This is a genomic window from Sporosarcina sp. P18a, from assembly GCF_002743135.1.
Lineage (GTDB): Bacteria > Bacillota > Bacilli > Bacillales_A > Planococcaceae > Sporosarcina.
Genome location: NZ_PDYQ01000001.1, coordinates 69,029 through 82,886, shown reverse-complemented (window position 1 = coordinate 82,886; position 13,858 = coordinate 69,029). Strand labels below are relative to the sequence as shown.

The 13,858-nt window shown below is 39.2% G+C and carries 12 protein-coding genes and 2 riboswitches; of the genes, 5 read left to right on the top strand and 7 right to left on the bottom strand.

Annotated elements, in window-relative coordinates; all coding sequences use genetic code 11:
- Positions 1–24: 24 nt before the first annotated feature.
- The gene (gene metA, locus CSV75_RS00440; protein WP_099674315.1) at positions 25–933 is read right to left on the bottom strand and encodes a homoserine O-acetyltransferase MetA; all 909 of its coding nucleotides are present in this window, start codon (positions 931–933) and stop codon (positions 25–27) included.
- Between the two features lie 93 nt (positions 934–1,026).
- Positions 1,027–1,133: riboswitch (SAM riboswitch) on the bottom strand.
- 150 nt (positions 1,134–1,283) lie between these two features.
- On the opposite strand from metA, the gene CSV75_RS00435 reads away from it, so the two are divergent.
- Positions 1,284–1,553: an AbrB/MazE/SpoVT family DNA-binding domain-containing protein gene (locus CSV75_RS00435; protein WP_099636813.1), complete on the top strand. Its 270-nt coding sequence runs from the start codon at positions 1,284–1,286 to the stop codon at positions 1,551–1,553.
- 123 nt (positions 1,554–1,676) lie between these two features.
- On the opposite strand, the gene CSV75_RS00430 is transcribed toward CSV75_RS00435, so the two are convergent.
- Positions 1,677–1,991 (bottom strand): thioredoxin family protein, encoded by a 315-nt coding sequence (locus CSV75_RS00430; RefSeq protein WP_099631434.1) that lies wholly within the window; start codon positions 1,989–1,991, stop codon positions 1,677–1,679.
- Between the two features lie 617 nt (positions 1,992–2,608).
- Here CSV75_RS00430 and serA point away from each other — a divergent pair.
- Positions 2,609–4,195 carry a phosphoglycerate dehydrogenase gene (gene serA, locus CSV75_RS00425; RefSeq protein ID WP_099636811.1) on the top strand — a complete coding sequence of 529 codons (1,587 nt, stop codon included), beginning with the start codon at positions 2,609–2,611 and terminating at the stop codon, positions 4,193–4,195.
- 44 nt (positions 4,196–4,239) lie between these two features.
- Here serA and CSV75_RS00420 read toward each other — a convergent pair whose 3' ends face one another.
- Both CSV75_RS00420 and CSV75_RS00415 read right to left on the bottom strand, forming a co-directional pair.
- A complete protein-coding gene (locus CSV75_RS00420) occupies positions 4,240–4,686 on the bottom strand; it encodes a small multi-drug export protein (protein ID WP_099636810.1) in 447 nt (148 codons plus the stop codon).
- A gap of 67 nt (positions 4,687–4,753) precedes the next feature.
- Positions 4,754–5,548, bottom strand: a complete 795-nt coding sequence (locus CSV75_RS00415) for an HAD family hydrolase (RefSeq protein WP_099674314.1) — start codon at positions 5,546–5,548, stop codon at positions 4,754–4,756.
- A gap of 176 nt (positions 5,549–5,724) precedes the next feature.
- On the opposite strand from CSV75_RS00415, the gene thpR reads away from it, so the two are divergent.
- A complete protein-coding gene (gene thpR, locus CSV75_RS00410) occupies positions 5,725–6,273 on the top strand; it encodes an RNA 2',3'-cyclic phosphodiesterase (protein ID WP_158231550.1) in 549 nt (182 codons plus the stop codon).
- Positions 6,274–6,307: 34 nt separating this feature from the next.
- On the opposite strand, the gene CSV75_RS00405 is transcribed toward thpR, so the two are convergent.
- Positions 6,308–7,996: a methyl-accepting chemotaxis protein gene (locus CSV75_RS00405; RefSeq protein ID WP_158231549.1), complete on the bottom strand. Its 1,689-nt coding sequence runs from the start codon at positions 7,994–7,996 to the stop codon at positions 6,308–6,310.
- A gap of 557 nt (positions 7,997–8,553) precedes the next feature.
- On the opposite strand from CSV75_RS00405, the gene CSV75_RS00400 reads away from it, so the two are divergent.
- Together CSV75_RS00400 and CSV75_RS00395 are read left to right on the top strand one after the other, a co-directional pair.
- The gene (locus CSV75_RS00400; protein WP_199171271.1) at positions 8,554–9,711 is read left to right on the top strand and encodes an acyl-CoA dehydrogenase family protein; all 1,158 of its coding nucleotides are present in this window, start codon (positions 8,554–8,556) and stop codon (positions 9,709–9,711) included.
- A complete protein-coding gene (locus tag CSV75_RS00395) occupies positions 9,708–10,265 on the top strand; it encodes an SLOG family protein (protein ID WP_099672598.1) in 558 nt (185 codons plus the stop codon). Before CSV75_RS00400 ends, CSV75_RS00395 begins: the two co-directional genes overlap by 4 nt.
- 55 nt (positions 10,266–10,320) lie before the next feature.
- On the opposite strand, the gene CSV75_RS00390 is transcribed toward CSV75_RS00395, so the two are convergent.
- Positions 10,321–10,860 carry a hydrolase gene (locus tag CSV75_RS00390; RefSeq protein ID WP_099674311.1) on the bottom strand — a complete coding sequence of 180 codons (540 nt, stop codon included), beginning with the start codon at positions 10,858–10,860 and terminating at the stop codon, positions 10,321–10,323.
- Between the two features lie 138 nt (positions 10,861–10,998).
- Entirely contained in the window at positions 10,999–13,188 is a 2,190-nt protein-coding gene (locus CSV75_RS00385; protein WP_099674310.1) for a malate synthase G, read from the bottom strand.
- Positions 13,189–13,590: 402 nt separating this feature from the next.
- A riboswitch (cobalamin riboswitch) is annotated at positions 13,591–13,723 on the top strand.
- Positions 13,724–13,858: the final 135 nt, after the last annotated feature.

The window sequence follows — 13,858 nt, the reverse complement described above, 5'->3', positions numbered from 1 at the left end:
ATAGAAGTTTATACACTAATTCTTTTAATTCCAGTTATAAGGAGTTTTCTGGTAAACATAGTAATTGAGCCAATTCGAGAATAATAAATGCGTATGGGAACGCCAAGTATTCATAGGTTCTTTGGACGGATCATCGTTCGGATAATAATTTACAGGAATATCAATGTCCGCACCTTTTTCTAAATCGCGGGCATATTCATCTCCTAATGTGTGTGCATCGTACTCTAAATGTCCAGTTACCATTATATGTTTTGCATCATTTGAGATCACAATGAATGCACCAGCCTCTTCAGAAGCAGAAAGTAGAGTCAAATCGGGATGATTCTTTATCTCTTCTAATGAAACTCCGGTATGGCGTGAGTGTGGCGCTACATATACATCATTGAATCCACGTGCCAAGTTTACTGTCGGATCGGTAATATCATGTGAGAATACTCCAAAACATTTCTTTGGCAACTCGAACTTTTCAATTCCGTAGTGATGATAAAGAGCCGCTTGAGCACCCCAGCAAATATGGAGGACAGATGTAACATTCGTTTTTGTCCATTCCATGATTTCTTCCAACTCCCTCCAATAGACTACATCTTCAAATTGTAGAAGTTCGATTGGAGCACCCGTGATAATCATGCCATCAAAACGGCGATTTTTCACATGTTCAAAAGTGGTATAGAACGTTTCTAAATGATTCTGACTGACGTTTTTCGAAACATAGCTAGCTGTATTAAGAAATGTGACATTCACTTGTAAAGGTGTATTACCAAGTAATCGGAGCAATTGTAACTCCGTCTTCTCTTTTTCAGGCATCAAGTTCAAAATTAAAATATTGATTGGGCGGATATCCTGTGTTGTCGCACGTTCTTCATCCATAATAAAGATTTTTTCTTCTTTCAATAATTCTACTGCAGGTAAATGTTTTGGTATATTAATCGGCATTCTATTTCCCCCTTGACTTTCATTTATTACAATTTCTATACAAAAAAGCCCTCATTTCTCTTGGATAAGAAAAGGAGGGTTGACCGTTCACCGTTCTTATCTCTCAAGACAACAATCTTGTTGGAGGTAGCACCTTCCTGTATGCACAGAGGTTGCTGAAGCTTCATCAGGCCAAATCCCTCAGCTTCTCTTGATAAGAAATATTTAATTACTGACTATTATAGCATTAATAAATTAATTGTATAGCAGAATTATCAAATTGTTCTGCGCATTTAAGTTTTGTAAATTGTAGATGATATGTTTTGGTGTATAATAGAAATTACCCACTACTTTTCTTCGAGGAGGAGCTTATGAAGTCTTTAGGTATTGTTCGTAAAGTGGATCATCTCGGTAGAATTGTTATTCCAAAAGAACTTCGAAATTCTTTGTCGATCGATAAGGGCGACCCGATTGAAATTTTCGTAGAATACGATAGAATCATTTTGAGAAAATATCAGATCAACAGGGCATGTTTTATCACGGGTGATGTGATGGATGAAAACAAACTATTGTCAAACGGAATATATATCAGTCCACAAGGCGCTAAAATCCTTATGGAACAACTAAAAGATTTCACGTAATACACGACATAAAAGCTTCTTGTAGCTAATTTCCTTATATAAAAAGGACCGAAAACAACTTCTGCAGTTGTCTTCAGTCCTTTTGTTTAATTGCCACATATCTTCCCGCTGGCAACCATTTCATTACGTTAAGCTATTAATAAACTCTTCGATCTCTTCCTTAGTTTTACGATTCTTACTGACAAAACGACCTGTCTCCGTTCCTTCGCTGAATGCTACGAAGCTAGGAATACCGAATATATCCAACTGACTGCATAAATCTATAAATTCATCACGATCAATTGTAACAAATTCATACTCTGCAAATTCTGTTTCCAATGTCGGCAAGAATGGTTCAATTACTCTGCAATCTGCACACCAATCTGCAGTGAATAAGAAAATCACCTTTTCCTCTTGTTTAAGTTGCTCAAATTGCTCAAGAGATTCTAACTTTTTCAATTTCCAACACTCCTCTAAATGAATAGTATACGCACACTATAACACTTATACCTGCGTTTCTTCCTTTCAGACGACTTATGCTATTTCCTTTCACTTGATTAAATTCAAGATGTTTTTTTATAATTAACTCCCAAAACACGAACGTTCACAAATAATTCAATAATACCGTTCGCGTTTAACGGTTTTTCGTTTTTTCTGGAAAAGCAATTGACAATAGTTTTTGACGTGTTATGATTAATTCTAAATTAATAGTTGCTAAACAATTTTGACGAAGACATACCTTCCTGAAAAGAATTTTCCAGAGAGCTGACACAGTGGTGAAAGTTAGCAAATTCCGAGGTTGGGGGCACTTCCGAATTGATTCGCTGAACATTTTAGTAGGCTGATCCGTCACATGCACGTTACGCATGCTGAATGAAGGCTGCAATTGCAGCAAAACAAGGGTGGTACCGCGTTAGTTTATTGAGCTTTTCGCCCCTTACTTATATGTAAGGGATGAAAGGCTTTTTTATTTTACCTATAAGGGGGGTAGCGCGCAACTTACATAGACGATCAATTGTACTTAGCTTTTCCAACAAAAAATCCACTACAAACAATTGAAGGAGAGAATGAATATCATGGCTTTTAAAATACTTATTAGTGATCCACTTAGCGAAGACGGAATTTTCCCATTACGACAGGCAGAAGGTTTTGAAATAGTAATGGAGACGGACCTGACACCAGATCAGCTGAAAGAACGTATTAAAGATTTCGATGCATTACTAGTACGCAGTCAGACAACAGTTACAAAAGAATTGTTGGAAGCAGCTGATCAATTAAAGATCATTGGTCGTGCAGGTGTAGGAGTCGATAATATCGATTTGGACGCAGCTACCGAAAAAGGAATTATCGTTGTGAATGCGCCGGATGGCAATACAAACTCTGCAGCCGAGCACACAGTTGCAATGATGATGTCCATGGCACGCAAAATCCCTCAAGCTTTCAACTCGTTGAAAAACAATAAATGGGATAGAAAATCATTCCTTGGCGTGGAATTGAAAGATAAAACTTTGGGAATTATTGGACTCGGCCGCATCGGGGCTGAAGTTGCAAGACGTGCAAGAGGACAACGTATGAATGTAGTGGCGTATGACCCCTACTTAACGGAAGACATCGCGAAAAAATTGGGCATAGAAATTGGAACTGTAGATGAAGTGCTTGAAGTAGCTGATTTCATTACAGTTCATACGCCTTTACTTAAAGAAACACGTAGAATGATCAACAAAGAAGCATTCGAGAAAATGAAAGACGGCGTACAAATTATCAACTGTGCACGCGGTGGAATTATTGATGAAGATGCTTTATACGATGCAATTGTTGCTGGTAAAGTGGCGGGCGCGGCACTGGATGTGTTCGAAGAAGAACCATTCCTTGACCACAAATTATTGACATTACCTGAAGTAATAGCAACTCCACACTTGGGTGCAAGTACATTCGAAGCACAAGAATCGGTTGCAGTTGACGTAAGCCGTGACGTAGTAAACTTCTTGACAATTGGTTCGGTTCGTAACCCAGTAAACTTGCCATCTGTTTCCCGTGATGTATTGGCAAAAATCGAACCATTCTTCGATCTTACAGAGAAGTTGGGTATGTTCTTATCCCAAATTCAGAACTCGGTTATCCATGAAATCAATATTCAATATGCTGGTGAATTGGCAAACTACGATGTGCGCGCATTAACACGTAACACAGTCAAAGGTATTTTGAAGCGTAATCTCGGAGAAACAGTTAATGATGTAAACGCGAAGTTATTGGCTGATCGTTATGGCATCAAAGTGAATGAGCAAAAAACAACTACTGGTAAAGGCTTCTTGAACTTAATATCAGTAGAAATCGTTACTGAAAAAGGTATTCGCAAAGTTGCAGGTACACTTCTAAACGGCCTTGGAGCACGCATTGTAAAAGTGGACGATTATGTAGTAGATGTGATTCCAAGCGGTCACTTACTATTTATCCGACACATGGACCAGCCTGGTGCAATCGGTCGCGTAGGTACACTTCTAGCAGAAGAGAATATCAATATTGCAGCGATGCAAGTAGGACGTTCCACTGAAGGCGGATATGCTATTATGATGTTAGCTGTTGACAACCACGTCGAGTCAGCTTCTATCAAACGTATCAAAGAAGTTCAAAATATAAACGATGCAAAAGCAATCGATTTATAAAAATATGAAAATCCAGCTGAGAAGTAAATTCCAGCTGGATTTTTTTATGTACGATCGACAAAAAAATCAAATCCCATAACCGTTAGCATTCCGAACACTACACACCATAGCGCAATACTGACCGCCGACCAAATTGCCGTATTCACTTTCTTGGCGCCTAATACGAGGCCGATAAAGGCCGCGATATGGGTTCCAATCAATATTGGACCAGCAAGTGCTAAAACCGGCAATCCGTATGTATTCATAATTTTTTCTGCACGTCGTTGGCGTTTCGACCCGCTATTCCCCTTCTTTCGCTTTCTACGTGCTATCCATTCTTTAATATTTTGGAAACCAACAATCAATAGAAGAACTGTTGCCATATTGCCAGCAAATGAAAGAACTATCACCCATATAGGCGATAGACCCCGAATAATACCTAACGGAACGACAATCATAATTTCGATCCATGGAATGGCCGCTCCCAAAAACACCATGATATATTCCAGCATGATATACCTCCTTGCTGTACAAACAGTGAAACATGAGTGGACAAGGATCAAAACCGATGAGATCAACTCATCGGTTTTCTAATGTGGCCAGTATAGGAAAAAGACCATGTAAATTATCAATTTCATACGTTGGTTTCACTTCTTCATTCGGTAACTTATTTTCACGATTAATCCATACATTACGCATACCGACACGACTTGAACCCAAAATGTCCGTCATCAAGTTATCACCAATCATCAACGCTTCATCTGCTTGAACCCCACTTAACTCAAGAACATGCTTGAATATAGAAGCATCAGGCTTTCCTTTACCAAATGCACCAGAAACGATAATATGATCAAAGTAATCAGGTATCTCGGGTGAGATCGTCAGTTTAATCTGTTGTAAACTTGGTGAACCGTTTGTCAAAAGGATTAACTGATAGTTGTCCTTCAATTTATCTAACACTTCAAACGTCTCTTCATATATATACGGATGATTCTTACGCTCTCTTGGAAATACATCAGCTAATTCCCTACCAAATGCTTCATCATCAATCCCTAGTTTCTTCAACCCTTTAACCCACGCTTCCTTTTGGTAACCTGGAATAACCTCTTTCATTTTCTGAAACTCTTCCCCTTCGTCGTCAAAGACACCCCATAATCCTTCAAAAGGATTAATTCCGATATTTTGAGTATGTGGAAATGTTTCATATGTAGCATACAAATCTCTTGCTTCCTGGCGCACTGCATGCTCAAGTTCCACTGGATTGACCCCTGTTTTCTTTGTTGCATACTCACAAGTTTTTTGAAAAGCCATGGAAATACTCTTGGCATCCCATATCAATGTATCATCCAGATCAAAAATCAACGTTTTAATCATCGTGACATCCCCTTTGCAATTGTATTAATTCAGTTATATCTCCCTCTTATTATACACATTACTTATGTGTTTTGTTAGTGGGTTCCCTAAACTACAAGCCATACGCAGATTTTTTATGCTAGTATGCATATATTTCAGGGAGTGAGGGAACCTATTGAATAGGAGGTGAGCTGGAATTGGTACAACATTATTTTATCGGCATCTCTATTGCTCATCCTGTCGATGATATAGCACAACAATTTCGCACAGAATATCAATTGAACGAGAAGTACAAAGTAATTCCACATGATAAGGATTTGCATTTGACCCTTCGCTATATTGGAGAGCTTGATGACACCAAACTCCCCTGGCTGAAATCCTGTCTACAAAAAATCGCCAAATCGCATACAGAATTCACGGTGTACGTAAAAGGTCTATCATTTTTCGGATCTGCAAGTGGACCACGTGTAGTTTTTCTAGCAGTTCAGGATTCCGAGTCTTTACGCGAACTACAAAAGCAAATCACTAGACGTACAGAGGATATACTTGACTTGGAAAGAGATACTCGCTTCGTTCCACACATCACGATAGCTAAAAAACGCAAGACTACAGATAAAATGCAATTAGAAAAAAAGTCTATTGAACCTGTTCCCATCATAATAGAGGGTTTTACCCTATTTAAGATTCACCCTAAAGCAACTCCCTCCTATGAGGCCATCGCGCATTTTCCATTAAAAAAGAGTTGATTGCCAACTGCGCAATCAACTCTTTTTGGATTTTCTACACTTTAAATCGTGACATATCATTTTGAAGTTGTTCTGCAAGTTCGGCCAATGTTTGTGAACTAGATGTGATTTCCTGATTGGCTGCTAACTGTTCTTCTGTTGCAGCACTAGTGGATTCCGCTTCTGCCGCTGCTTGAACCGCCAATTCTTCTACTCGTTTAGCTCCTTCTGTTACTTCATCTGTCATCGCACGAATTTCTTCGATTGCTGATGATACTGTAGAAACTTTTTCACTAACGTCTGATGTTGCATGCTCGATGTCCAAGAAGACGGCATTTGTTTTTTCTGTTGACAATAATCCTTCAGCCACACGTTTTCTACCTTCATTCGTGCTCGTCACCACTGTTTCTACATCATGAATGATCGTATCTATCATTCGACCAATTTCTTGCGTAGATTGCTTGGATTGTTCCGCCAAATTTCGCACTTCTTCCGCTACGACAGCAAAGCCTTTACCGTGTTCTCCTGCACGCGCCGCTTCAATAGCCGCATTAAGTGCAAGTAAATTAGTTTGTTCGGCAATTGCCGCTATCATCGATGTGACGCCACGAATGCTTTCAGTGTGTTCGGACATTTTATTAATCGTTTCCATGGAATCGCCAATGGTCTTACTAATGTTCGTCATCTGATCGGTCGTTTCTCCCATTAAAGCAGAGCCTTGCTTTACCAATTGCGCTACATCATCTGATGAATTCAACATGTCCTCATTATCTTGTGTAATGACATCAATGGCGGTTAACATTTCCTCCATTGAGATAGTAGCTTGATTGACAATAGTCGTTTGCATCTCACTCGTCTGTAAGTTCTTTTCCGAAATTTCTGCTACCATTTCAGAAGCGGCCAAACTCTCTTCTGCACTTGCAGACAATTCTTCTGATTGTGCTGCTAAATGCAAAGCGGAATTTTTCGCTCGATCAATAATACCACGTAAATCAGCAACCATTTCATTTAGCGTAATAGCCATATCGCCAATTTCGTCATTATTTTTTATCTTCACTTCTTCTATGGCAAAGTTCCCTGCCGATACTTCAGCTAGTGCAGTTGTCATTGTGCCAACCGGGCGGCTTATCAAACGAGTGATAATCATCGTGACCACTACACTGCCTATGATCCCTAGTGCAATTAAGATTGTCATCAATGAAATAGCGCTATTTGTATAACTCGCCACTTCCTTTTCCAACTGTTCTTGTTGTTGTCTTTGGTAATCAATCATTTGATTGATAGTATCGGAAATCGTTATTTGAAAACCTACTCCATTCGTTCCAATAACAAGCGCTTGTTCATCATTTCCTGCACGTTTCTCTTCTATAATGGATAGTAGTACCTTATCGTATTCTTTGCTAGCTTCCCGAATGGATACCAATGCATTCCGCATAGTGTTATTCTTCAGGATTTTCTCCAATTCAGTTAAGTTATTTTCAATACGAGATTGGGTTTCTTCTAATTCTTTTATGTAAGTTTCCGAGCCATATAACATATATCCCCTAATATTTTTAGTTAAGTTATTTTGATCGTTTTGCTGTCGCTCTAACAAAATGACCTTATGCATCCGATCGTTAATTAAAAATGAATACTTTTCGTTAATATTCTTCAGTGCTAAGAACCCTATTAATCCAATAATAATGATAATGATGACTAGACTCATAAATCCAATCCATAACTTTTTTCCAACTGTGAATTTCATCTTCAACATTCTCCCCTATTCAATTTTCAACCTTCGTATACATTTGGTATGCAATGCCAATTATACCCTACAATATTCATATTCGCATAGAGTAATTTAAAGTTTCTGCCAAATTAAAAAATATAGCATGTAGTATCGTTTGTTTTCATCTATTTTATATTTTCTAGTTATTTATATACATTTCACTACTATAAAAACAATTATCAATGTGTCTTTATACTTTTACATCCGGACAACAATTGATTCCAAGGTCCTTAATTTATAAAATGGAATTTTTTTACGAAAAAATCACACATAGGAGTTTCGACTAAACTTGAAATTCCTATTGTGACTGCGAATAGTTATACTATTCTCTTAGTTATATTGTGAAATCTTACAGAGTTTGACATGTATTTTTTTCTTTCGTCAGAATGGTATTTATTTCGTTTTTCTAGTATACTAGAATTTCATGACCCTTGAGAGAAGTACTCAAGGCAATTTTGCGTTTGTATATAAATTTGACATTAAGCCAGCAGTGAAAAGCAGTACAAGAATGAAGTGGTTAGGATGTGTTACTCGTGTCAACAGAACTTTTTATCACAACGGACTTTCAACGCCGATGGGTCAATCAATTGACTGAGGCAGGTCCGTTTTTCAGCAGCTTTTCAGAACAATCTGATGAGCTCTCAAAGTTTCCAAAAGAGAATATAGAAAAACTCGTGAAAATGGGCTATACGACGCTAACCTTACCTAAAGAATTAGGAGGTGCGGGTATCACAGTGACTGACATGGTGCTCTTTCAGGAGACCATCGCTCGTTTTGATAGTGCTACCGCTCTAGCTATTGGCTGGCATCAAGGAGTCGTTGGTGAACTGTATGAGAGCCGGAAATGGACGGAAGAACAGTTAGCCCAGTTTAGTGAAGCGATCCAACAAGGTGCCCTTGTGAATCGTTCCGTTACCGAAGCACAGACCGGTAGCCCTACACGTGGCGGCCGACCACAAACAACTGCTGTCCGCACAGAGAATGGTTGGGTGATTTCAGGTGAAAAGACATTTACGACTATGGCGCCTGCCCTTACCCATATTCTCGTATCTGTTTGGATTGAAGAAAAACAAAAAACAGGTTTTTTCTTGTTGCCAAGTGACACGGCCGGCCTTTCCATCAGAGATACTTGGCATATGATTTCCATGCGCGGTACGGAAAGCCAGACACTTGTGCTAAATCAAGTGGAAGCAACAGATAATCAGTTGGTAGAAGTGAATGAGGCACCACGTGGTAACAACCAAAACGGCTGGCTTCTTCATATTCCCGCATGTTACATGGGAATTGCCCAAGCGGCACGTGATTACGCGGTGCACTTTGCAGCCACCTATCAGCCAAATAGCCTTAATGAACCCATTGCTTCCCTTTTCAGTATCCAAACACAAATCGGGAAGATGGATTTAGAGCTGATTAAAGCACGCCACTTACTTTATGATATCGCGAGAATTTACGATGACCGTGCACGTCGAGTTCATTTACAAAATGAACTCGGGGTAGCGAAATCGATTGTAACGAATAGTGCGATAGAAATTGTTAACTTAGCCATGCGCATTGTAGGCGCTAAAAGTTTGGAATTGTCGAATCCCCTCCAGCGATATTATCGCGATGTGCGGGCCGGACTTCACAATCCACCGATGGATGACATGACAATTACAAAGCTTGCACAAGCCGCAATTAGTGGACAACAATGATTAAACGTTTACTCGTGAGCGGGTATAAAGCCCATGAATTAGGAATCTTTAATGAAGACCATAAAGGCATACCTATCATCAAGAAGGCATTGACAGATCAATTGCTAGTTCTCCTAGATCAAGGACTCGAATGGGTTATAGTCAGTGGACAGCTTGGAGTTGAAACGTGGGTTATTGAATGCGTGTGGGACTTGCAAGAAGATTATCCAAATTTACAATACGCGGTCATTACACCATTTCTCGATCAACAATCGAACTGGAATGAAATAAAACAAGAGACATATGAACAAATCATATCACTTGCGGATTACACAGTGAGTTTGACAAACAAACCTTATGAAGCACCTTGGCAATTTGTAGAGAAGAATAAGTTTCTACTTCGAAATTCGGATGCTTTGTTACTTCTATATGATGAAGAAAATGAAGGGTCACCGAAGTTTCTTAAAAAAATGGCAGTGCAACTAGCTGAAAATACCGCCTATGAATTATTATCGATTACCGCGGATGATCTACAACTCATTGCGGAAGATTTACAGCGAGAACAATGGGAGTAAGAAAAAGCGAAATGCCAAATCTCAGGCATTTCGCTTTTTCTATTTGATGAATGTTCTACTTAATTACTTTTAAAACCTGCTTAAATTTATCAGTCCCTGCCTCACCTAACAACTCATATAACGCTGTTTCTACACAAGTGCCTGAGACTCCAAGATGTTTCATCTTTTGTAAGCCGATCATTTTATTAGCTTCTGTTCTGGAAGTAACTGCATCCACTACCACTTCTACTTCGTAACCTTGCTTCACAAGATCAGCCGCTGTCATATAGACGCAAATATGCGTTTCAATTCCTGCAATCAACACTTGCTTCCTACCCAACTCATTGAGTTGTTTAACAAATTCTTCGTTGCCCATTGCACTGAATGTCATTTTTGAAATGGGATGTTGTCCTTCAAGCAAGTTCGATAACGATTCAGAAGTCGGCCCTAGACCATCTGGGTATTGTTCGAGCCATAGAATAGGAATATCCAATACTTGTAATCCTTTAATCAACTTCTCCAAGTTATCATGTAGTTCCTGGCTTTCATTGACGATTTGTGCGAGTTTTCCTTGTACATCTACTAAAACAAAAACTGTTTGATCGGTTTGCAACATAATATAGTCATCCCCTTTTCCAACATTCCTGTAAGCATAGCATATTAACCGATTTATTAGAAAAATATCTATTTCTGATTATTAAGTAAAAAACCGTCTCCCTTTCATCAATGAAAGAGAGACGGTTTGGAATGGTTATTAGTTTTGAACTGCTGCTTTTTGTTTTGCTTTCGCTTTTGCTTCAATACGACGAGCATGCAAAATTGGCTCTGTATATCCGCTTGGCTGTTCCGCCCCTTTAAAGATTAGGTCAGAAGCTGCTTGGAATGCGATGGAATCATCATAGTTCGGTGCCATCGGCTGATATAACTCGTCATCAGCGTTCTGCTGATCCACTACTATTGCCATACGCTCCAAAGTTTCTTGTACTTGCTCTTTCGTACAAACGCCATGACGTAACCAGTTGGCAATGTGCTGGCTGGAAATACGCAATGTTGCACGATCTTCCATTAATCCGACATCATTAATATCGGGAACCGTTGAACATCCTACACCTTGGTCAATCCAGCGAACAACATAGCCCAGGATCCCTTGTGCATTGTTATCCAGCTCCGATTGTACTTCTTCAGCAGACCAATCCGTATTAGGTGCCAATGGAACAGTAAGGATACCATCACGATAATCGATCGAACTGTCAATTCCAGCCTGTACTTCTTTAACATTTACTTCATGGTAGTGCAATGCATGTAAAATTGCAGCTGTTGGAGATGGAACCCACGCAGTGCTCGCTCCTGCTTTTGGATGTGCAATTTTCTGTTCAAGCATTGCAGCCATTAAGTCAGGCATAGCCCACATTCCTTTACCAATTTGCGCATGTCCAGGTAGACCCGCTCGGATTCCCACTGCAACGTTTGCAGCTTCATAAGAAGATAGCCATTCGGACGCCTTCATATCAGCTTTTCTAATGACCGGACCAGCTTCCATAGACGTATGGATTTCGTCACCTGTACGGTCAAGGAATCCTGTATTGATGAATGCAATACGTTCTTTCACTTCATTGATTGCGGATTTCAGATTCAGTGACATTCTACGCTCTTCGTCCATTACACCGATTTTAATTGTATGGCGCTCAACACCTAGCAGATCTTCAATACGATTAAATAATTTGTTCGCAAATGCCGCCTCTTCTGGACTATGCATTTTCGGCTTTACGATATAAATAGAATTATGAAGCGAGTTTTTAAACGCTACATTTTCTTTAAAGTTATGCGTAGCAATTAAAGATGTAAGAACACCGTCCAAGATTCCTTCAGGTACTTCATTGCCATTTTCATCGAGAATTGCATTATTCGTCATTAAATGACCTACGTTACGTACGAACATTAATGAACGACCACGCAGTGTCAACTCTTTGCCGTCTACACCTATATACGTACGGTCAGCATTCAATTTTCTAGTAACTGTTTTACTACCTCGTTTGAATGTAGATTCCAAGTCACCCTTCATTAAACCAAGCCAGTTACGGTATACGCCCACTTTATCTTCAGCATCAACTGCGGCAATAGAGTCTTCACAGTCCATTAACGTAGAGAGTGCTGCTTCAATTACAAGATCTTTCACACCCGCCTTATCGCTTTTACCAATCGGGTTGTTCTTGTCAATAGCGATTTCGATATGCAATCCATTATTCACCAACAATACTGCAGTCGGTGCATCTTTGGATCCATTATATCCAACAAACTTGGACTCATCTTGCAATTGAGTCTTGTTACCGCTCTCAAGCGTTACTTCAAGTTTGCCTTCAACAATTTTATAAGCTGTTACATCTGCATGTGAACCTTCAGCCAAAGGCGCCGCTTGATCTAGCAAGTTTTTCGCGAAATCAATTACTTTCTGTCCACGAATCGGATTGTATTCAACACCCGCTTCAGCACCCGCTTCATTACTGATTACATCAGATCCGTATAGTGCATCGTATAAACTTCCCCATCGTGCATTCGCTGCATTTAATGCATAACGAGCATTATCGATCGGCACTACCAATTGTGAGCCCGCTTGGTTTGCGATTTCATGATCAACATTAGCTGTTGTCACTTTGAAATCTTCAGGAACTGGCTCTAAGTAGCCAATTTCTTGTAAAAACTCTTTATATTTAACGAAATCAATTTCGCCTTTATTATTTTGATGCCATTCACTAATGGCCTTTTGTAATTCATCACGTTTTTCTAATAGTGCTTTGTTTTCAGGAGCAAGTTCATGAATGAGCGAATCAAAGTTTGTCCAAAATTGATCATTTTGAATTTCTAAGCCCGGAAGAACTTCTTCTTTTACGAAGTTATATAGTTCTGTTGCGACCTGCAATTTACCTACTTGTTCATAGTTTGTCATGGATAAAAGCCACCCCTTAAAATTTTTCCGCTACACTGTTGTATAACATATAGCGATGAACACCCATCATTATCTATTATCCGGCAACACCCCATAGCCCGTCGATCTAAAATCGACACAATAAAGACAAATGATCTCTTCACTTGAAGACGTGTTAGTACATATCATACCTAAAGTCTAGTTTACTTTCAACTGAATTGTGAAAATTTTCACATCATAGTTATCCGCCTTCGAGACAACCTATTCATAAACAGTTATATAACAGTCGGCGTAATATGTTGTTTTATCATTTCGTATTATACTTCCATATCGTTAGTTGTTTTTTAGCATTTATCATTAAATTCTAACAGCGAGTTGACACACTATTTTGCATGTGATAGCTTTAGAGACAATCATCTGAATTGAATAGTTTGAAAAGTAGGTGGAATGAAAATACTTTCATTTCTTAAAAGGGAATCCTTTTCTTGGAGCGGTCCCGCCACTGTGAAGACGTTAATGCGTCCAGCCAGACACCTGCCTATTTTTCATGACGCTAATCCTACGGTGAATAGGGAAGTGTTAGACAGACGCAGTGTATAATCGCATGCTTACAAATAGCATGTTATTTTATACGTACTCGCATTTCTAACATTTCCCCTAGAGATGTTTTTTTTATTGAAAAAAATCAAGG